General features: G+C 60.1%; 23 protein-coding genes. 11 read left to right on the top strand and 12 right to left on the bottom strand.

Annotated elements, in window-relative coordinates; translation table 11 throughout:
- The 5 genes from GXX82_15600 to GXX82_15620 all read left to right on the top strand — a co-directional run.
- A partial coding sequence (locus GXX82_15600; GenBank protein ID NLT24466.1) for an MBL fold metallo-hydrolase occupies nt 1-672 on the top strand: 672 nt, incomplete at its 5' end.
- A 163-nt stretch (nt 673-835) separates the two neighbouring features.
- Nucleotides 836-1,312 (top strand): gamma carbonic anhydrase family protein, encoded by a 477-nt coding sequence (locus GXX82_15605; GenBank protein NLT24467.1) that lies wholly within the window; start codon nt 836-838, stop codon nt 1,310-1,312.
- Nucleotides 1,313-1,489: 177 nt separating this feature from the next.
- Nucleotides 1,490-2,347, top strand: a complete 858-nt coding sequence (locus tag GXX82_15610) for an AraC family transcriptional regulator (protein ID NLT24468.1) — start codon at nt 1,490-1,492, stop codon at nt 2,345-2,347.
- A 72-nt stretch (nt 2,348-2,419) separates the two neighbouring features.
- On the top strand, nt 2,420-2,914 hold the full coding sequence (locus GXX82_15615; GenBank protein ID NLT24469.1) for a GNAT family N-acetyltransferase: 495 nt from the start codon (nt 2,420-2,422) through the stop codon (nt 2,912-2,914).
- Nucleotides 2,911-4,167, top strand: a complete 1,257-nt coding sequence (locus GXX82_15620; GenBank protein NLT24470.1) for an OFA family MFS transporter — start codon at nt 2,911-2,913, stop codon at nt 4,165-4,167. Before GXX82_15615 ends, GXX82_15620 begins: the two co-directional genes overlap by 4 nt.
- A gap of 71 nt (nt 4,168-4,238) precedes the next feature.
- Here the strand turns inward: GXX82_15620 and GXX82_15625 are convergent, their stop codons facing one another.
- The 3 genes from GXX82_15625 to GXX82_15635 all read right to left on the bottom strand — a co-directional run bounded on the left by GXX82_15625 (nt 4,239) and on the right by GXX82_15635 (nt 6,721).
- Complete coding sequence (locus tag GXX82_15625) at nt 4,239-4,919, bottom strand: PilZ domain-containing protein (protein NLT24471.1); 681 nt, start codon at nt 4,917-4,919, stop codon at nt 4,239-4,241.
- Between the two features lie 33 nt (nt 4,920-4,952).
- Nucleotides 4,953-5,321 (bottom strand): cupin domain-containing protein, encoded by a 369-nt coding sequence (locus GXX82_15630; protein NLT24472.1) that lies wholly within the window; start codon nt 5,319-5,321, stop codon nt 4,953-4,955.
- A gap of 77 nt (nt 5,322-5,398) precedes the next feature.
- Nucleotides 5,399-6,721: a glutamine synthetase gene (locus GXX82_15635; GenBank protein ID NLT24473.1), complete on the bottom strand. Its 1,323-nt coding sequence runs from the start codon at nt 6,719-6,721 to the stop codon at nt 5,399-5,401.
- 178 nt (nt 6,722-6,899) lie between these two features.
- Between GXX82_15635 and GXX82_15640 the strand changes: the two genes are divergently transcribed.
- From GXX82_15640 to GXX82_15655, 4 genes are all read left to right on the top strand, one after another.
- Nucleotides 6,900-8,039, top strand: coding sequence for a pyridoxal phosphate-dependent aminotransferase (locus GXX82_15640; GenBank protein NLT24474.1), 1,140 nt, complete (start codon nt 6,900-6,902; stop codon nt 8,037-8,039).
- Nucleotides 8,040-8,118: 79 nt separating this feature from the next.
- Nucleotides 8,119-8,415 carry a hypothetical protein gene (locus GXX82_15645; protein NLT24475.1) on the top strand — a complete coding sequence of 99 codons (297 nt, stop codon included), beginning with the start codon at nt 8,119-8,121 and terminating at the stop codon, nt 8,413-8,415.
- 1 nt (nt 8,416) lies between these two features.
- The gene (locus tag GXX82_15650; GenBank protein NLT24476.1) at nt 8,417-9,244 is read left to right on the top strand and encodes an HDOD domain-containing protein; all 828 of its coding nucleotides are present in this window, start codon (nt 8,417-8,419) and stop codon (nt 9,242-9,244) included.
- Nucleotides 9,241-10,176, top strand: coding sequence for a diguanylate cyclase (locus GXX82_15655; GenBank protein ID NLT24477.1), 936 nt, complete (start codon nt 9,241-9,243; stop codon nt 10,174-10,176). Before GXX82_15650 ends, GXX82_15655 begins: the two co-directional genes overlap by 4 nt.
- A 404-nt stretch (nt 10,177-10,580) precedes the next feature.
- Here GXX82_15655 and GXX82_15660 read toward each other — a convergent pair whose 3' ends face one another.
- The 9 genes from GXX82_15660 to GXX82_15700 all read right to left on the bottom strand — a co-directional run bounded on the left by GXX82_15660 (nt 10,581) and on the right by GXX82_15700 (nt 17,241).
- Entirely contained in the window at nt 10,581-10,865 is a 285-nt protein-coding gene (locus tag GXX82_15660; GenBank protein ID NLT24478.1) for an integration host factor subunit beta, read from the bottom strand.
- Nucleotides 10,866-10,882: 17 nt separating this feature from the next.
- Complete coding sequence (locus tag GXX82_15665) at nt 10,883-11,701, bottom strand: phosphoribosylformylglycinamidine synthase subunit PurQ (protein NLT24479.1); 819 nt, start codon at nt 11,699-11,701, stop codon at nt 10,883-10,885.
- Nucleotides 11,698-12,510 carry a cytochrome c biogenesis protein CcsA gene (gene ccsA / locus GXX82_15670; GenBank protein ID NLT24480.1) on the bottom strand — a complete coding sequence of 271 codons (813 nt, stop codon included), beginning with the start codon at nt 12,508-12,510 and terminating at the stop codon, nt 11,698-11,700. Before ccsA ends, GXX82_15665 begins: the two co-directional genes overlap by 4 nt.
- Nucleotides 12,507-13,817: a cytochrome c biogenesis protein ResB gene (locus GXX82_15675; GenBank protein NLT24481.1), complete on the bottom strand. Its 1,311-nt coding sequence runs from the start codon at nt 13,815-13,817 to the stop codon at nt 12,507-12,509. The genes ccsA and GXX82_15675 overlap by 4 nt, the downstream gene beginning before the upstream one ends.
- The gene (locus tag GXX82_15680) at nt 13,795-14,178 is read right to left on the bottom strand and encodes a cytochrome c3 family protein (GenBank protein ID NLT24482.1); all 384 of its coding nucleotides are present in this window, start codon (nt 14,176-14,178) and stop codon (nt 13,795-13,797) included. The genes GXX82_15675 and GXX82_15680 overlap by 23 nt, the downstream gene beginning before the upstream one ends.
- Before the next feature lie 61 nt (nt 14,179-14,239).
- Entirely contained in the window at nt 14,240-15,262 is a 1,023-nt protein-coding gene (locus GXX82_15685) for an NUDIX hydrolase (protein NLT24483.1), read from the bottom strand.
- A complete protein-coding gene (locus GXX82_15690; protein ID NLT24484.1) occupies nt 15,259-16,038 on the bottom strand; it encodes a methyltransferase domain-containing protein in 780 nt (259 codons plus the stop codon). The genes GXX82_15685 and GXX82_15690 overlap by 4 nt, the downstream gene beginning before the upstream one ends.
- 10 nt (nt 16,039-16,048) lie before the next feature.
- Nucleotides 16,049-16,663, bottom strand: a complete 615-nt coding sequence (locus GXX82_15695; protein NLT24485.1) for a threonylcarbamoyl-AMP synthase — start codon at nt 16,661-16,663, stop codon at nt 16,049-16,051.
- The gene (locus GXX82_15700; protein NLT24486.1) at nt 16,660-17,241 is read right to left on the bottom strand and encodes a class I SAM-dependent methyltransferase; all 582 of its coding nucleotides are present in this window, start codon (nt 17,239-17,241) and stop codon (nt 16,660-16,662) included. Before GXX82_15700 ends, GXX82_15695 begins: the two co-directional genes overlap by 4 nt.
- A gap of 89 nt (nt 17,242-17,330) precedes the next feature.
- Here GXX82_15700 and GXX82_15705 point away from each other — a divergent pair, with 89 nt between their 5' ends.
- Nucleotides 17,331-17,969: an HAD-IB family phosphatase gene (locus GXX82_15705; protein ID NLT24487.1), complete on the top strand. Its 639-nt coding sequence runs from the start codon at nt 17,331-17,333 to the stop codon at nt 17,967-17,969.
- A complete protein-coding gene (locus GXX82_15710) occupies nt 17,969-18,433 on the top strand; it encodes a C40 family peptidase (GenBank protein ID NLT24488.1) in 465 nt (154 codons plus the stop codon). Before GXX82_15705 ends, GXX82_15710 begins: the two co-directional genes overlap by 1 nt.
- Nucleotides 18,434-18,608 lie beyond the last annotated feature (175 nt).

Raw genomic sequence — 18,608 nt, forward strand, 5'->3', positions numbered from 1 at the left:
AAAGAGATACATAACGGCATTTATCTCGTCGGCAGTTCAGATATGACCGATGCAAAGGACTGCTGCGTCTATCTCCTCAACCTCGGGGAACTCGTCCTGATCGATGCCGGGGCCGGCTCGAGCGCGGGCGCCATCGTCCGCAATATCGAATCTCTCGGCTTCGACGCCGCCCTGGTTTCCACGATCGTCCTCACCCATTGCCACATCGACCACGTCGGCGGCGCGGCAGCGATCAAGGACCGGACAGGGGCTCGCATCATCATGCACGAGCTCGACGCCGTGCCTGTCGAAAACGGCGATCAGAGGATGACAGCCGCCCACTGGTATGGGGTCAGGTTCCAGCCTCTGCCGGTGGACCTCACGTTCTCCGGCCATAGTGAGACGCTCTCCGTCGGGGGGCGCAATCTCGTTCTGCTTCACACTCCCGGTCACACACCGGGCTCGCTCTCCGTCTATTGTGACACCGACGGCAAACGCGTTCTTTTCGGTCAGGACATACACGGCCCTTTTCTTGCCGATTTCGGGGCCAACATGTCCCACTGGCAAAGGTCGATGGAGGAGCTCCTCGCCCTCAACGCCGATATCCTCTGCGAGGGCCACTTCGGCATCTATCAACCGAACAAGAAGGTCACGGCCTACATCGAGCGGTATCTCGAGGAATATGGGGAATAAACACCGTCTCAGGTCTCAGGTTCCAGGTCTCAGGTTCCGCGCCTTGCCCGCCTTGCCACCCCTGTCCTCCCAACACCGGGCCCGGCAGTCCCGCTCAAATGCCGCGGCAGCGACGGAAAAAGCCCCAAACAACATCTCATCCTTTCACGGCAGGGCGCCCGTCATCGACGATGCCGCCTTCATCGACCACTCCGCCCGCGTGATCGGCGATGTCCTTGTCGCTCAGGGGGTCAGCATCTGGCCGATGGCGGTCGTCAGGGCCGATGAGGCCTCGACGGTCATCGCCGAAGGGTCCGCCATCCTCGACCTCTGCCTCCTGGAGTCACCGGCAGGGTCTCCCGTCACCATAGGTTCGGGCTCCGTCATTAGCCACGGCGCCATCGTGCACGGAGCCCGCATTGCCTCCGGCGTCCTCGTCGGTGCCGGCGCCATAGTCCTTGACGACGCCGTCGTGGGCGAAGGGTCCATCGTCGCCGCCGGCGCCCTCGTCACGCCCCGGACCGTGATACCCCCCAATTCGCTCGTGCTTGGCTCCCCGGCCAGGATAGCCCGCGAGACAACCTCCGAGGAGCGTGACGGCATCACGGAACAGGCCCGGGGGCTTTTCCGCAAGTCGAGGGCCTATCTTGCGGGGATGTGAGGCGGGTTGCGGGTTGCCACAAAAGGACGCCCAATGGGAATGGGTTCTCAACGCAGTTCCCGGACACGACCAGGCATTCTTCTCCGGCAGCAAGAATCTTCTAGACCAGAGAGTCCCTTTTCCGGCACACTGGCAGGGAGTCCCGTTTGTGCCGGGGCTCCGGGTAGGCTAGGTGAAATGGAATTGCAGGGTAGCGGCGATATCGTCAGGTTTCAACGGGCTCCCGACCTTGATGGGCTGGAGTTCCTCCACGCCACCTTCGTGCGGCATTCCTTTCCCCGGCACACCCATGATACCTTCGCCATAGGTGTCATAGAGGGTGGCGTCCAGGCAACGTACTACAAGGGTTCCACCCATATCGCCACCTCCCGCGACATCTGCCTCATCAACCCCGGCGAGGTCCACACGGGGTTCTCCCCCCACCCCTCGGGTTGGACGTATCGCGTCTTCTACCCCCAAACCTCGCTTCTTGAGACCATCGCCTCCGAGATCTTGCCCTGCGGATGCGGACTTCCGCACTTTTCCTCGCCCGTCATCAAGGACCCCCCGGTCTCCGCCGGTATCCTTCGCTTTCTCAGGGCCCTTGAGCTCTCCGATATCACCATCGAGCGGGAGACCCTCCTCTACTCCGTCATAGCACACATGATCTCGCGCCACGCCGACAGAAAAGGGGTGTCCCCGGCCTCAGAGGATGTCGAAAGGAGGGTCATCCGGCTGCTCCTTGAGTATCTCGACCATCATTTCACCGAGAACATCACGCTTCACGACCTTTCCCGCCTGGCCGGTTTGAGCCCCTTCCATCTCCTCCGCGTGTTCCGCGCAACCGTGGGCCTGCCCCCCCACGCCTATGTCATACAGAGGCGCGTCGACCGCGCCCGACGCCTTCTCCTCGCGGGCCTGCCTATCGCCGACGTTGGCCTGGAAGCGGGTTTTGCCGACCAGAGCCATTTCACCCGCGCCTTCAAAAGGATCGTCGGGGTCACGCCCGGCTGCTACCGCTCCAGCAATTCCGTTCAAGACTTCCCCGACCTTTGAGCCTTACACTCTAACCAGGCGCGAGCGCCCCCGCTACCCGGCGCCTCCCGCAGCCGCCAAGGAGGGACCATAATGATCAGGATCTGCACCGATCGCGACTTTGATTCGATCCTCGACATAATCAACGACGGGGCCCAGGCCTACAAGGGCATCATACCCCAGGACCGCTGGCACGAACCTTACATGGACCGTCTCGAGCTCAGACGCGAGATCGAGGACGGCGTGGTCTTCTACGGCTGCGAGGAAAAGGACGCTCTCGTCGGCGTCATGGGAATACAGGACCGCGGCGACGTGTCTCTCATCCGCCACGCCTACGTCCGGACCACGCATAGAAACCATGGCATCGGCTCGAGGCTCCTTGAGCTTCTGGGATCCACCACAGCAAAGCCGCTCCTTGTCGGCACATGGGCGGCCGCTTCCTGGGCGATAGCCTTCTACGAGAGCAAAGGCTACACGCTCCTTCCCGCGCGCGAGAAGGAGCGCCTCCTCAGGAAGTACTGGTCGATACCCCAGCGCCAGGTGGATACCTCTGTTGTGCTCGCCGGCCCCGGGTGGCCCCTCCCGTGAGGTCCCCACGGCGGCCTCCGCTGTTCTACGGCCATTTTCTCGTTGCAGCCGGCTATATCATCATGCTCCTCATGTATGGCACGCTCTATTCTTTCGGCGTCTTTCTCAAACCCCTCCTCGCGGAACCGGGCTGGACGAGGACGTCCCTTCTCGGTGCATATTCTCTCTGCTTCTTCCTCAGCGGAGCTCTCGCGGCACCGGCGGGATGGCTGACCGACAGGGTCGGCCCCGCGGCCGTCATCTGCACCTCCGGCATTTTCCTCGGCCTCGGCTACCTTCTTCTCTCCCATGCCAAGAGCGCTGCCGGACTTTTCCTCTCTCTCGGCCTCGTCGTTGGGGCAGGGATGAGTGGCGGCATCGCCCCGGTCCTCTCCACGGTGACGCGATGGTACCGGGCCAGGAGGGGCTTGATGGCGGGGCTTGTCGTGGCGGGCGTGGGCTCGGGGACATTCGTCGTGCCCTCGATAGCGAGCGTCATCATTGCCGCCCTCGGCTGGCGCGCCTCCTTTCTCCTCTTCGGCATCGTCGCCGGAGGCGCCGTGGCGGGGCTGGGCCTTCTCTTCCGCCGTGACCCCCGGGGCATGGGCCTTCTTCCCTACGGCTGCCAACCTCGCGACGTCAACGCGGACGCGAGTCCGGCCCAGGGCCTTTCCGTCACCGAGGCGTCCCGCACACGTGAACTGTGGATACTCATCGGGCTCTACGCCTGTGCCGGCTTCTTCATACAGATCGCCCTCGTGAGCACCACCATATACGCCGTCGACCTCGGCGCACCGGAGTTCCGGGCTGCGTCACTGCTCTCCGTCATGGGCCTTGGCAGCATAGCGGGCAGGCTCATCGGGGGTTTCGCATCCGACAGGTTCGGCACAAGGCCTGTCCTCGTTGCCGCCACCCTCATGATGGCCGCCCAGTTCGGCCTTCTTCTCGTCTCCCGGGATTTCCGGGCTCTCTTGTTCTTCGCCGGACTTTTCGGCATCACCTACGGAGAGATCCTCTGCGCGATGCCGCTTCTGCCCGCGGAAACCTTCGGTTTGCGCCATCACGGCGCCCTTCTCGGCGTCATCACCTTCGCCAGCACTCTCGGGGGCGGCATGGGGCCCCTCGCGGCGGGCTTTCTTTTCGATTTCTTCCGGAATTACAATGTCGTGTGGAGCGTCTGCCTGGCCGTCTCGCTCATGGCATTCGTCCTTTCCTTGTCGGCGGGAAGGGTCCGCCGCACCGATCTGAGGGCGGTCCGCGAAAGAGCGGATTGACCCCATGTTTCACGTGGAACTATCCTTTTATCCTATGATATCAATATGTTGTGTGGTTACCGCGAAGGCGGTCATCGCGCGCTGTGGACTTCCTTGTAGCGCATCTCCCTCTCTACGTCGCGAATCTTGCGCGCCAGGACATTCTTCAGGTGGGCCTCCATGTTCGTGAACTGGACCGACGCCAGGGCGACGGTCTTCCGTATCCGCTCGTTCTCCGGTTCCCACACCCTGAGCACCTTGGCCTCCACAGCGTAAGGAACGTCGTTCACGTACAGGCTGAGGTTCACCGGTTCGCCGATCACAAAGGGGAAGACCTTCTCGTGGCTGAACTTCGCCCCTCCGATGGATATGTCGATGAGGTTCACGCCCTTGCCGCCGACTGCTATCCTGATGCCGCAGTCCGTTGGGGGTTCAAGCCTGTAAAACATCCTCAGGTTGTACTCCTCGAAGCCTCCCGCCCTTCTCAGGACCAATGCCTGGACCTTGAGAGAGGACGAAAGCTCGAATTCCTTCAGGAACTCGACAACGATCGCCGGGAAACCGAAGCGGCGCGGCTGTCCGGCCGACCTGTCAATGAAGGTCACAAAAAGCTCCTTACCGAGGTGCGTCCTCGATATGGGAGGATCCGTCTGGGCGACGATCATCCTTTCGCCCACCATCTCGTGGACCGTCGAGTTCCCGACGTCAACGGTCTCCCTCATATGGTCTATGTTTACGATAATATTGATATTAAGGCCTGGTCTGATGTTCATCTTCGCCTGCGGACAGGAAAACGTCCTTCCTGCCTATTTCTCGGCCGTCTGCAGCAATCTCTTAAAGGGATACGCCGCTATCACGAGGACGAATGTCTCCTCGTCCCTCGTGTTTTCCAGCGCGTGCGGCTCACCGGCAGGTATGAAGATCGAATCCCCTTCCTTTACCTCCCGGATCTCCTCCCCGACCTTCATGTTCCCGCCTCCCCGGAAGATCATGTATATCTCTTCGACCTCGTCGACGTGCTCCTCGATGGTGTTGCCCGGGGGCAGTATCGCATAGGCCAGGAACTCTATGCCCTCGAGGATGCGGCTTGTCATGATCATCCACGCCGTCGCCCCCCAATGAGCCCTGTACCTCGTCGCCAACACTTCAGGATCGTTGAAATTCCGGACTATCATCTGACTCCTTTCCCGTCTGCGGTCCCGCCGCTTTTCAGCTCAAACCGCACCAACGACTCAAGCGGCTCCAGCCGCGTTTACAGAACAGGCAGGTACGTCTCGATCTCGTAGTTCGACACGTGCGCCCTGAACCTGTCCCATTCTATCTTCTTGTTCTCGATGAGCTTCTCGAAGACATGGTCGCCCAGGGCTTCCCGCACCAGCTTTGAACCTTCCGTTAACTCTATGGCTTCGAACAGACTTCCCGGAAGGGACCCTATGCCCAGCTCCTTCCTTCGTTCCGGGCTCATATCGTAGACGTCTTCTTCAACGGCGCCGGGGAGAGGGTACTTGTTCCTTATCCCTTCAAGACCCGCCCTCAGCATGCAGGCAAACGCCAGGTAGGGATTGCATGCCGGATCGGGGCTTCTGTACTCCACCCGTGTCGCATTCTCCTTCCCCGGTTTGTAGAGAGGCACCCTGACCAGCGTCGACCTGTTGCGCCTCGCCCACGATATGTATACAGGCGCTTCGTAGCCGGGCACGAGCCTCTTGTAGGAGTTCACCCACTGGCTCGTCACCAGGGTTATCTCCCGCGCGTGCCTGAGCAGGCCGGCGATGTACCACTTTGCCACGTCGGAAAGGAAGTGCTTGTCCTTTTCGTTGAAGAAGGCGTTCTTCTTACCCTTGAAAAGGGACTGGTGCACATGCATCCCGCTGCCATTGACGCCGAATATCGGCTTCGGCATGAAGGTCGCGTACACGCCGTACTTCCTCGCCACCTCCTTCACGACGATCCGGTAGGTCATGGTGTTGTCCGCCATGGCGAGGCCGCCGGCGTACTTCAGGTCTATCTCGTGCTGGGACGGGGCCACCTCGTGGTGGCTGTACTCCACGCTTATACCCATCTTCTGGAGCATGAGCACCGTGTCCCTCCGAAGGTCCACGGCCTCGTCGAGGGTGGTGATGTCGAAATAACCCCCCTTGTCGAGGGTCTGTGTCGCCGAATCGGACTTGAAATAGAAGTATTCCAGTTCGGGGCCCACGAAGAACTCGAACCCCATCTCCTGGGCGGCCTTGAGGTTCCGCTTCAGCACATACCGGGGATCTCCCTTGTAGGGTGTCCCATCAGGTTCGAAGATGTCGCAGAACATCCGCGCCACCGATGCCTCCCCCTGGGGCCTCCAGGGCAGGACGGTGAAGGTCGACACGTCCGGCTTCGCCACCATGTCGCTCTCGTCGATGCGGGCAAACCCCTGGATGGAGGACCCGTCGAAACCCATGCCCTCCTCGAGGGCGCTCTCGAGCTCGTCGATGGTGATGGTGAAGCTCTTCGCGAACCCGAGCAGGTCGGTGAACCAGAGCTTTATAAAAGTGACACCCCTCTCCCGGGCATATTTCACCACCTGCGTCTTCGTCATCGATCGCCCTCCTTCGCGTTCCGCAATTTCCTCCATTATGAAGAGGTGGGCCTTCAAAGTCAATGCTTTTCCTTGGCTTGCCGGGCGCTCATTCCGTTGACAGGCCCGGCCCCGTTCTGGTACATTTCCTTAACGTCGATCCGGCAGATCCCGGGGGGGACTCAATGAGGCACAGACCATGAACATCTCCAGAAGGGCCAGCGAGATATCACCCTTCTATGTCATGGAGCTTCTCGAAAAGGCCCGGTTGATGGAAGCCGAGGGACACAACATCATCCATATGGAGGTCGGTGAGCCCGGCTTTGAGACCCCGGGCGTGATACGGCGGGAGGCGCTCAAGGCGCTCGAGGGCGGCAAAACGTTCTATACCCACAGCCTCGGCATCCCGGAGCTGAGGGAGGCCGTTTCCCGCAACTATCGCGACCGGTACGGCCTTCACGTTTCCCCTGAGCGCGTGATCATCACCAACGGCTCGTCGGGCGCCTTCATCCTTCTCTTCGCGGCGCTCCTCGAGCAGGGTCGCACCCTTGCCATAGCCGACCCCGGGTACCCCTGCTACCGGAACATCGCCCTCCTCACCGATTGCGCGGTGCGGCCCCTTCCCGTGTCGGCCGGGACCAACTACGAGGTCCTCCCCGAGCAGCTCGATGGCCCATCGACGCTCGACGTCCTTGTCGTCGCCAACCCCTCGAACCCGACGGGAACCATCTACCGTCCCGGGTCCCTGAACGCCCTGTATGAAAGGCTATCCTCGCGGGGAGGCGTCCTTGTCGTCGACGAGATATACTCCGGCCTTGTTTACGATGCCCTTTTCTCTTCGAGCGCCTCCATCTCCGAGGACGTCATCGTCGTGAACGGTTTCTCGAAGGCCTTCGCGATGACCGGGTGGCGCCTCGGCTGGATGGTGGTCCCCGGGGGTCTCGTCCGCCCTATTCAGAAACTGGCGCAGAACCTTTTCATCGCACCGCCGTCCATCTCGCAGTACGCGGCGCTGGCCGCCTTTGACGACGCCGAGGGACTCGCCCGCATGTGCGGTCTTTACAAGGAGCGCAGGGATTTCCTCCTGCCCCGGCTTCAGGGTCTTGGGTTCGACGTTCCCGTCAAGCCCGACGGCGCTTTTTACATCTACGCCGGCATCGACCGCTTCGCCATGGACAGCATGCTCTTCGTCGAAAGGGCGCTTGCGGAGGCGAAGGTGGCCATCACACCAGGGTACGATTTCGGCCGTTTCGGGGCCGCCTCTCACGTGCGCTTCTCCTACGCCGACAGGCTGGAAAACCTCGTGGAGGGCTGTGACAGGCTTGAACGGTGGCTGTAAGGGCCCGAGGGCTCCACGATCGGCATCCGGGTATTACGTTTTTCCGGTTTCGACCGATATTACATCTAGGAGGATTGTTGTGCCGAAGATCGCCCCCGGCAGTCTTGAACCAGGAATGAAGGTCGCGAAGCCCGTCGTCAACACGAGCGGCATGGTCCTTCTCGGAGAGAACACGGAGCTCACCCCGGAGCTTATCGACAGGATCAGGAACATGGAGGTCGACGGGGTGTGGGTCCAGGGCCTGTCGAAACCGTCGGTCCCGATCGAGGAAGCCGTCGCGGAGCTTGACAGACGCTTCCGTCTCGTCGCCGGCCAACCCCACATGGATACCATCAGGAACGCGGTCCGAAAACACATCGAGGGCCTCTATGAATAGCATGGACGTCAGGGTGGTCAGGGAGAAGATCGAGCACGTGAACGCCCTTCCCACCATTCCCAAGGTCTTGAACAGGCTCCTTGCGGTCATCGAGAACCCGCGGGTGTCCCTCAACGAGATCTCGAGCTTCATCTCCTCGGACCCCGCCCTCACCACGAAGGTGCTGAGGATGGTGAACTCGCCGGTGTACGGTTTTCCCGGAAGGATCTCTTCCGTGAACCAGGCCGTCATACTCCTCGGGCTCACCGTGGTGAAGGGCCTCCTGCTCGGCGTTTCCGTCTTTGAGCTCATGCAGAAGACCATGATCGGGCTCTGGGAGCATTCCGTCGGGACGGCCCTGTTCTCTCGTTTGATCGCCCTGCGCAAGGGCCACAGGGAACCTGACGAGGTGTCCGTGGACGGCCTTCTCCACGATATCGGCAAGGTCTTCCTCGTCCTCCAGTTCCCCGAGGAATACGAAAGGGCCCTGACACAGACAAGACAGGACGGCATCATCATCCACGAGGCCGAGAAGAACCAGTTCAGCACAACGCACGCCAGTGTGGGAAGCTGGATGGCCAGAAAGTGGCGCTTTCCGGCAAAGCTCATCGACGTCATAGAATACCACCACAAACCGCATCTGACGAAGAGCACCCCCGTTGAATCCGCCATCGTCCATGTCGCCGACATCCTCGTGCGCGCCCGGGGTTTCGGCTTTCCCGGCGACGCCCTCATGACGCCCGTCCAGCCCGAGGCATGGGACATTCTCGGGCTCACCGAGAAAGACCTTCTCGAGATACTCGACGAGGCCGAAGATTCCCTGCAGATCACGGAAGACCTGACCCTATGAACGAGAAGAAGACCGTCGTCGTCATATCCCAGGATGTTGTCCTCTCGGGCATAATAGACCGGATCCTCTCCCGGGACTACGGTGTTTTCCTCTTCAGGAACATACAGTCCGCCATCGACTACATCTACAATTCGCCGCCGAACCTGATCATCCTCGACACCTCGGAAGAGGACGTCTACTCCATGGACGTCATCAACAACCTCAAGAGCGATCCCATTTTTTACCAGTTGCCCGTTCTTGTCGTCATCGACGATATCCCAAGCGTACCCGTTTGGAAGGACCTTTTCGTCGAAGACTACCTGAAAAGGGTCGACATCGAACAAGAGGGTGTGACCCGCGTGGCCCTGGCGATACTGCGCTCGGAGCGCATCGTGGAGGTGAACCCCCTTACCAAGCTGCCGGGCAACATCTCAATAAGCAGACAGATACAGGCGAGGATAGAGGCGGGGGACACCTTCGCCCTCGCCTACGCGGACCTCGATCACTTCAAGCCCTTCAACGACCACTACGGCTTCACGAGGGGCGACGAGGTGATACGCATAACGGGCAGGCTCATCCTCAACATCGTCAAGAGCAAAGAGCCCCAGAACGCTTTCGTCGGACACATAGGCGGCGACGATTTCGTTTTCATAACATCCGTCGACGTCGTCGAGGAGGCCTCGGCCGACATCATCGACGCGTTCGACAGGATCACCCCCACCCTGTACGACAAGAAGGACCGGGACGCCGGCTTCATAGAAACCCTCGATCGCCAGGGGAACACCAGGAAGTTCCCCATAATCGCTCTTTCCATAGGTATCGCCACCAACAGGACACGCTCCTTCACCCACTTCGGGGAGATTACCGAGGTCGCCTCGGAAATGAAGAAGCTCGCCAAGCAGTCCTGGGGAAGCTGCTACCTTACGGACCGCAGGGGAGTCAATCCGGCGTAGGCAGAATTGATGCCGACGGGCATACGGGTCTGCGCGCTCCGCACGCACACGGGCACACGAGGAAAAACACAACATTCCTTCATAACGAGGCGCTTGCGCTCATCACCGCGCTTGAGGGGACGAACAGGCTTTCGCGGTGCCAGCGGAAGCCTTTTTCTTTTGCCTCGTCCTCCCGTTAGGTGCGCGAGCGCCGACGCGTGTGCCCGTTTGCGCGCCGAAGGCGCTAAGGGTGCTCTTTGTGTTGGAAGAGGGTCATGATGCCGCGGGCCTCGCCCGCTCCGTGAAGGCGGTGGTAACAACGATGAAGGGAGGTCCTGACCTCGAATACGTCAGGAAAGGCGATCCCAGGACGGGGATCGTGGAGGTTGCAGCCAACGTGAAGGGGGTCCTTTCCGGGGAAAGCTCTAGTTGTCCTCCTTCCAGACCATTTCCTTCAGTTCTTTCCCGACCTTGAAATAGGGAAGCCGCTTCGGCTCGACCTGAACGGTCTCGCCGCTCTTCGGGTTCCTGCCCCTGTATGCCTTGTATTCCCTGAGCGTGAAGCTCCCGAAACCACGTATCTCCACGCGCTCATTGTTGATGATCGCTTTTTTGATGCTGTCGATGATCGTGTCCACGGCGATCTTCGCTATTTTCTGGTTGACGTTTATATCTGCGGCGAGCTTGTTGATAATATCCATTTTGTTCATGGACAACCCTCCTTAAATCAGCTTTCTGATATATATTTACAGGCGTTCCTGAAGATCTTAAGTCCGTCCCCTTCTGTCGGGACCTCTTCCCGGGTCCAGCGGGGATGCTGCGTCCGATGCACAAAGGCCTCGGGGTGCGGCATGAGCCCGAAAACCCTTCCCGTGTCGTCGCACATGGCGGCAATGGCCTCCGTCGAACCATTCGGGTTATCGGGATAGCCCATCGACACCTCACCCGCGGCGTCGGCATATTGCAGGACGATATTGCCCCCCTTTTTCATGGCGGACAGGGTCTCCGTCGAATCGACGATGCACTTGCCTTCACCATGTCGCACAGGGAGATAGATTTTATCCATATCGTTCGTAAATATGCAATGAGAAAATCGATTTGCCTTCAGATAGACCCAGCGGTCCTCGAACCGGCCCAGGTCGTTTGCCGTCAGGGTTGCCGACTGTTTTCCGTATGTCTTTCCCAGCGCCGGCAGGAGGCCCGTCTTGACGAGGAGCTGGAAACCGTTGCAGATCCCCATGATGACCTTTCCCTCATCAACGAACTTCACGAGCTCGTCGAGAAAACGTCTGCCCGTGTCCGCCATTTTCTGGTATTTCCACTTCACCGCCTGCGCCTTTGCCGACCCCAGGTCGTCACCGTCGAGAAAACCCCCGGGAAAATTGATGAAGCTGTACCCGTGGATCAGCCCCGGCCGATCGACGAACTCGTCGATGTGGACGAGCTCCGGCTCGAAGCCCGCCAGGCGGTTCGCGTGTGCCGTCTCGTTCTCACAGTTGATCCCGTTGCCGAAGACAACAAGGCTCTTTGGTCTTTGTCGTTTCATGTCGCGTAACTATGCAATCCAGCAAGAAAAAAATTGACGCCGAAATAGGTGATGATAACGCTCGCAAAACCGATGATCGACAGGATCGCTGTCCTCCTCCCCCTCCAGCCCCCCGTAAAGCGAAGGTGAAGGATCAGGGCGTAGACGATCCAGGTTATGAGCGACCACGTTTCCTTCGGGTCCCAGCTCCAGTACGACCCCCACGCGTAGTGGGCCCATACAGCTCCCGTTAGTATACCAGATGTGAGCATGGAAAAGCCAATAATAATGCTCCTGTAATTGATGTCCTCCAGGGTTCGGCCCGGCGGTACGATCCCGCGGGACCCAAAGAAATAAAGCCCCCCGCACGTGAAGGACACGAGGAACGCGGCGTAGGCCAGGAAGCAGGTTATGACGTGCACATGCAGCCAGTTGCTCTGCAAGGCCGGGATGAGGGGTTGAATGCCCCGTTCGACCCCGGGGGAGAGGGAGGCGTAGGCCATGAGCGCGAGCGACGCGATGGCGGCTGCGAAGGTTATGACCGGGAACAGCCTCCTTCTCATGACGATCACGAGAGCGCTTATGGACCAGGAAAAGAATATGAGGGACTCGTAATAGTTTGAGAGCGGCGCGTGCCCCATCCCCAGTCGGTACGACTCGACCCAGCGCAGGCCGATACCCGCCGTTTGAAGGGCAAAGGTGAGGAGGAGACAATACCAGGCGATCGTCAGGACGGCCTTCTTTCCCGTAACGAAATAGAGGATGTACAGGAAGAAGAGGGCGAGGTAGAGGATCGTCGAGATCCCGAGGATCATGTCGTGCGTTATCATGCGAGGTCCTTTGAGAGCCTGCGGAGCTCTTCGAGAAAGCCCTCCCTGTTCCTCGCGGCCACACCGCCAACGTGTATCTCGGCACCATCGCTCACGACGTATATCCTCCGGTGGAAGGTGAAGAAGTTTATGTAGAGCCCGACGAGCATGAGGGCGAACCCCGCGAGCACCACAGGCACGCCGGGGTCGCGCGATACCTCGAGACCCGTGTAATATCCGCCGGTTATCCCCTCGAGGGAGATCCGCGAGCCCTCGATCACGCGCGTCCTCATCCTTTCGACATCCCGCAGGAACCAGAGCGTCTTCGGCTCTTCCCCGTCCATGTAGGCGACCATCACCCCGGGGCCGAAATCGTGGACCTCGGCGGCGTAGCGCACCACCATGAAGGGGGTCCTGCCTGCCTTCGCGACCTCTTGCTCCGCAAGCACGACCTCCCTGCCGTCCACACGGAAGGCGTACCTGTTCGATGTCCCGTAACTCGACTGGTACAGCCTGACCCCGTTGTAGGACAGGGGCTCGTTGACCCTGATCCTGCCCTCCTTCACGACCTTTCCCGCGGCGTCGAGGATCTCGATGTCGCTCGCGTACTCTTTCGGCTGCCCCCCGGGGTAAAGACTGATGGTGAAATCCTTGCACCTCACGGTAAAGCCCAGCGGCACCGGGGGCCGCCCCCTTTCGCGTTTGACGGCTGCCTGCGCCGTCTCGCCCACCCTCAGGACGATAAAGCCCCTGTCACCGCCGACAAGCCCGATGAGGCCGCCGAGAAGCACGGCGAGGATGCTTGCGTGAATGACGACGACCCCGTATCGTGCGAGAGATCCTTTCTCATAGAGCGCCATCGTTTCCGACAGCTCTTTCTTCCTGTACGAGGACGCGCCAAGCCGGCGGGAGACCTCGTCGAGGGCCCCTGCTGTCGCGGTGAAGCCGGAGCCTGCGGCCACGAGGCCCTTCACGTCCGCCGGGGCCTTTGCCGTTCGCCCCTTTTCCGCCGTCAGGCTTCGTATCCGCTGCACAGTGCAGGCAACGAGGTTGACGGTAAAAAGGGCGAGGAGAAAATAGAACCACGGCGAATGGTAGGTGTCGTCGAACCCGAAGAGCTTTATGAAGTGATACGCCCTCTCGCTGTAAAGGGAGAGGTACTCCTCCTCGGTGCCCCCCTGCTTGATGACGGTTCCCAGGATGGATGTCGCCGCGATGAGCGTGAGCGACACGATGCCGAGGCGCACCGACGCAAGGTGCCGCAGGAGACGGGGTGCCCGTGAGCCTGGTACGGCCTTCTTTTCCCTATTGCTTTTTGTGGCAGTCATTACACTTCGTCGGCGCCTTCACTCCTTTCGCCGATGACTGTTTGTGACATTCTATACAGTTCTTGTGGTACGCATCCTTGATCGGCATCGCGCCGTTCTTCGCATCCTTGAGGTCGTGGCAGGGCATGCATCCCCCGGGCTCCTTCGGGTTCTTGTCCTTGTGGTGACATTCGGCACAGTCTATCTTGGCCTTCTCCGTGTGCAGCGGATGGGAAAAGGGCACGGGAGGGAACTTCGCTCCCTCGAGCTTCAGCATCATCGATTCCGGCGCCTTCTTCTGGGCAAAAGCGCCTGTGAGCAACACGAGGACGAAGACCGCGACCATTGCCAGTCCGAGTGCGATCCTTGTTTCTTTCTTCATATCACACCTCTTCATCGGGTTTTCAAATACTCAGAATGTTATCGCAAGTTTGGGAGATAAGTCAAGCGAAGGACGCACCCCCGGTCCGGGCGTATCCCACCGCCGTGTGGTATGCGGCACGGTCGAAGAAGTAGACCAGGCGTTCCCCCAGCTCGAACATGCGGTAGATGTCGACGGCCTTTTCCCAGACACCGAAGGAATAGGTAAACATCCACACGTGTTTCTTGAGCAGGCTCAAGGAGCTGATGGCCTCTTCCAGCGGCACCCCTCCCTCCTTGCGCTCGCTGCCCAGGCTGCGGTAGAAGGAGGTGAACTCGCTCTCGCTTTTCTCCTTTCTCAACCAGGCGCCGAACTGGCCCATGATGACCATGGCCCTCGCGTGCAGGGCCTGCCTGTCAAGGCGCCGATAGGAGCGTGTCGAGGGGTTGGTCGTGATATCGTCGAGCCACAAGCTGACGATCTTCCCCGAGTTCTCCTGCACGGCATTCGCGAGTTCGTCGGACAGAAGGATGACGGGGTAGCCGATCCTGTCCTTGACGGTGCTCTCCACGAAGGTCTCAAAAGAGTCGTGCATGCTCCAGAGGTCCTTCTTCAGCTCCACGAACTTCGCCAGCGCCTTCTCCTGGGAGTCAAAGGCAAGCTTCGGGAGGTTCATGACGGGGAAATACCTCGCCTCCGAGGCGTCATCCCCGGCCTTTTCGTGTCCGCCTGTCTTTTCGACCTCGAAGGTCACGATGACGAGCTCGCCGTAGAGCGGGTTCACGTGGGAACCAACGTCGAGGAGCTGCACGATCCTGCCCTCGACCCCGGCCTCCTCCTTCAACTCGCGAAGGGCGGCGTCCTCTATGCTTTCCCCCGTTTCCGCGAAACCGATGGGGCAGCACCACATGCCTTTGAAGGGCTCCTTCGCCCGGCGCACGAGCAGTATCTCACGCTTCGCGTTCGCAAGGATCACCGACGCTACGGGCAGCGGGTTCTCGTAATACACGGTGTCGCATCCGGCACACACCTGCCTGTGCTTGCCGTCAAGGAAGTCGGTGCCGAGAACCATGCCGCAATGGGCGCAATAGACCTTCTTTTTCATTTTCCTGCCAGGAATATCCTGTCGTTCTTGTTGAAGCTGAGCTCGCCCTTCCGGCTGAGCTCGGAGAGCATCTTGTCCCGGACGACGCGGGGGTCCACATCCTTTTCGATGAATTCCCTCTTGAAATCGATGTACAGGGCGAGGGACTCTTCGTCGCCCTCGCGAAAGACGAGCGCGTTCGGGTAATCAATGCGGTCCACCGTCGCAAAGTGCCGCCCGAGGAGCGCCTCGCCGTTCTCGGCGGAAAACCGCTCTATGACCTTTCTCAGGTTCCTGAAATCGAAGTAGTGCTGCCCCTCTTCAAGCATGGAAACGCTGTGGGTCAGGGACAGGAACAGCCCCCCGGGCTTGAGGACCCGGGCCATCTCACCGACGGCACCGGGGAAGAAATACAGGGAATAGAGGGACAGCACGAGATCGAAGTGGTTGGACGGCAGTCCCGTCGGCGCGGGCAGCGTCACCACCCGGAAGGCGGCATCGCGGGCCCGGGCGGCCGCGACCGCGAGGAAAGGGGCCTCATTCTCCGCAAGGCAGTCCACTCCGACGATGAGGTCGAGCCCCTCGGGCATCACCTGCTCGAACCAGCCGTACCCGCAGCCGACATCGAGAACGCTCTTCACCCGGGGCCAGGGCACCGCGTCGCGGACAACGCTCCTGATATCCCTTCTGTTGCGGGAATGCTCCCGTATGATGGTCCCGACCCGCGCGTGAAGGTCGTGGTCCCTGTAGCTCCCGATTATCCCGGCGCTCCCTTCCCACGCGTCCGTCTCGGCCATTCTCAACCCCCTACCGGGAGATGCGGTCCTCAAGGGCGCCCTTCCCTTCCCTCAGCAGCTCCACGGCCTCGTCGGCGAGCCTTACCACCGTCGATGGTTCGCTTACCAGGACCCCACCGTCGACCACGAGGGAGATGTTGTTCCCAAAGGTCTTTTCGATGACCCGCGGGTCCGTCATGACCTCGTCCCCGGAGATCCGGGCGCTCGTATTGATGACGGGCCGGCCGCAGAGCGCCGCTATGGCCACCGGCGCCGGGTGGGCCGGTATCCTCACCCCGACCTCTTTTCTGTCCGTCATGAGAAGCTTGGGGATGATCTTCCTCGCCTTGAGGACAAAGGTGAAGGGTCCCGGCAGGTACCATTTTACAATGTCAAAGGAGAAATCGCTCAGGACGGCATAGGTGCTTATGTCCTTCATGTCCCTGCAGATGATGCTGAGCGCTCTCTTGGGGTCAAGGCGCTTCATCGCGTAGAGTTTCCGAATGGACCTTATGTTGAAAAGGTCGCACCCGATCCCGTAGTGCGTGTCCGTGGGGTATGCGATGACACCGCCTTCCTGCATCGTCCTCACGATGAGGTCCGTCACCTTCTTCTTCGGCCGCTCCGGGTTCCACTCAACGATCATGTCTTCCTCGCCACCAGTTGTGCTGTCGCACGCTTTCTCCCCTTGTGTTCCCTGATCCCTTCGTGGTAGTGGATGGGCTCGAACCCCGGGAAAAGGGCCGGAAGTTCTCCCTCATCAAGAAGAAAGGCGGGGTTCCTGGGATGGTCCACATCACCGCCCGCCCTGAGGAATGTCTCATACATAAGTATACCACCCCTGTCGAGGACCCCTGCGATGTCCCTGGTGATCTCCCGGAGCAGGAAGTAGAAGACGATGACCCCTCGGAAAGAACCTTTCCTGAACGGCATGCCTGCCGCGTCGCCCTGCACCATCGCGATGCTGAGGCCCCGTGCCACCGCGGCCTGCCGGGCGATCTTCAACCCCTCCCACGAGCGTTCAAGGCCCGTCACCTGAATGCCCTTCGACGCGAGAAAGAGGGCGTCTCTCCCGCTGCCCATGGCAATGTCGGCCGTGGGCCCGGTGAAAAGATGGTGGTACTCCACAAGGAGATCGTGGGCGTCGTCGGCACCGTCGTAGAAACCCTTTCGATACTTGTCGTCCCAGTCGGGTGTCTCGTGGTCCCCGCTTTCCTTCCTCATCCGCCCCGGATTCCTCCACGGTACTATTATAGTCCATCGGCGGCCCTTAAAGGATAGCTTTTTTTCGCTGTCGATGATATATAAGACCCATGGCCACCAGGATAGTCTTCCTCGACTGCGATGGCACCCTCACCACCGTCAAGAGCAGCTGGGAGTATCTCCACCGGCGCCTCAACCTGTGGAACGGCAATGCCGATGAGTACCAGACCCTCTTCAGGCAGGGCGTGATCGACTACCGCGAGTTCTGCAGACGGGACGCGCTCCTGTGGAGGGGCCTTTCCGTGGGTGATCTCAAATCCATGATCGGTGAGATACCATACCAGCCCGGCGCGAAAGACCTCGTCGCGTCCCTCAAGGGGGCCGGGATCATCACTGTCATCGTTTCAACCGGCCTGTCCTTCCTAGTTGAAAAGGTGCGCGGCGAGCTTTCCATCGATCTGTCCTTTTCCAACGACCTCCTTTACCGGGACGGCCGCCTGTCGGGGGAAATATCCATAAACGTCGATCACGACCTGAAGGGCCCTGTTGTCCGGCGGACCCTTGAGCGGCTCCGTTTGTCCCCGGCGGAGGCTTCGGCCATCGGTGACGGGGAGGGGGACAGTGGCATGTTCGAGGAGGTTGGCCTGCCCATCGGTTTCAACACGAACGGTTCGCCGCGTCGTTTCCCGCCGCGGACGGTGTACATTGACGAACTCCGTGAAGCAAAACCCTTACTGGGGGTTGTCTGATGAAGATGTTGGCCGCGCGGTGCGCCGTGCTCATGTGCATCTCCCTTATGTTCCTCATCCCCTCCTGCGCTCCGAAGAAGGTTCGGATATATGACATGCCGGAAGGGGCCCGAAGCGATCTCGTGCAGATCGCCCTGGCGCAACAGGGCAAGAAATACCGCAGCGGTGCGAAGGGACCGGACTACTTCGACTGCAGCGGGCTCGTCTATTTCACCTACAGGCAGGCGGGCATCTCTGTGCCGCTCACGGCCGAGGCACAGGGACGCTATGGCGCCGAGATATCCCGGGGGGAGACCCAACCCGGGGACCTCGTTCTCTTCAGGATCAAGAACGACGACCATATCGGGATTATGGTCAACGGCTCTGATTTCGTTCACGCCTCCAAATCGAGGGGGGTGGCCATCGACTCCTTGGAATCAACCTACTGGCGCAGGTACCTGATAGGGTTCAGAAAATTGATGTAGGGGCAGGGGAACGGGGAACAGCTTGCGGGAGGATGGCCAAAAGGGGCGAGGAAAACTATTGACTTGCAGAAAAATGTTCTGTAGAATTGGATACACGTTACCCGGCACATTACTGTTGACAAGATTCTCAGTTACATTAGGGTCAATTCCAAGCCTCTGGGGTACTACTAGTTTT

Source organism: Syntrophorhabdus sp., assembly GCA_012719415.1.
GTDB lineage: Bacteria > Desulfobacterota > Syntrophorhabdia > Syntrophorhabdales > Syntrophorhabdaceae > Delta-02.

Coding starts and splice junctions, on each gene's coding strand:
- GXX82_15635 (NLT24473.1), bottom strand. CDS start 6,721: ATGACGAAGACGCAGGTGGTGAAATATGCCCGGGAGAGGGGTGTCACT.
- GXX82_15665 (NLT24479.1), bottom strand. CDS start 11,701: ATGAAACGACAAAGACCAAAGAGCCTTGTTGTCTTCGGCAACGGGATC.
- GXX82_15690 (NLT24484.1), bottom strand. CDS start 16,038: ATGGCCGAGACGGACGCGTGGGAAGGGAGCGCCGGGATAATCGGGAGC.
- GXX82_15610 (NLT24468.1), top strand. CDS start 1,490: ATGGAATTGCAGGGTAGCGGCGATATCGTCAGGTTTCAACGGGCTCCC.
- GXX82_15640 (NLT24474.1), top strand. CDS start 6,900: ATGAACATCTCCAGAAGGGCCAGCGAGATATCACCCTTCTATGTCATG.
- GXX82_15675 (NLT24481.1), bottom strand. CDS start 13,817: ATGACTGCCACAAAAAGCAATAGGGAAAAGAAGGCCGTACCAGGCTCA.
- GXX82_15615 (NLT24469.1), top strand. CDS start 2,420: ATGATCAGGATCTGCACCGATCGCGACTTTGATTCGATCCTCGACATA.
- GXX82_15700 (NLT24486.1), bottom strand. CDS start 17,241: ATGAGGAAGGAAAGCGGGGACCACGAGACACCCGACTGGGACGACAAG.
- GXX82_15680 (NLT24482.1), bottom strand. CDS start 14,178: ATGAAGAAAGAAACAAGGATCGCACTCGGACTGGCAATGGTCGCGGTC.
- GXX82_15710 (NLT24488.1), top strand. CDS start 17,969: ATGAAGATGTTGGCCGCGCGGTGCGCCGTGCTCATGTGCATCTCCCTT.
- GXX82_15625 (NLT24471.1), bottom strand. CDS start 4,919: ATGAACATCAGACCAGGCCTTAATATCAATATTATCGTAAACATAGAC.
- GXX82_15695 (NLT24485.1), bottom strand. CDS start 16,663: ATGATCGTTGAGTGGAACCCGGAGCGGCCGAAGAAGAAGGTGACGGAC.
- GXX82_15630 (NLT24472.1), bottom strand. CDS start 5,321: ATGATAGTCCGGAATTTCAACGATCCTGAAGTGTTGGCGACGAGGTAC.
- GXX82_15685 (NLT24483.1), bottom strand. CDS start 15,262: ATGAAAAAGAAGGTCTATTGCGCCCATTGCGGCATGGTTCTCGGCACC.
- GXX82_15655 (NLT24477.1), top strand. CDS start 9,241: ATGAACGAGAAGAAGACCGTCGTCGTCATATCCCAGGATGTTGTCCTC.
- GXX82_15650 (NLT24476.1), top strand. CDS start 8,417: ATGGACGTCAGGGTGGTCAGGGAGAAGATCGAGCACGTGAACGCCCTT.
- GXX82_15660 (NLT24478.1), bottom strand. CDS start 10,865: ATGAACAAAATGGATATTATCAACAAGCTCGCCGCAGATATAAACGTC.
- GXX82_15705 (NLT24487.1), top strand. CDS start 17,331: ATGGCCACCAGGATAGTCTTCCTCGACTGCGATGGCACCCTCACCACC.
- ccsA (NLT24480.1), bottom strand. CDS start 12,510: ATGATAACGCACGACATGATCCTCGGGATCTCGACGATCCTCTACCTC.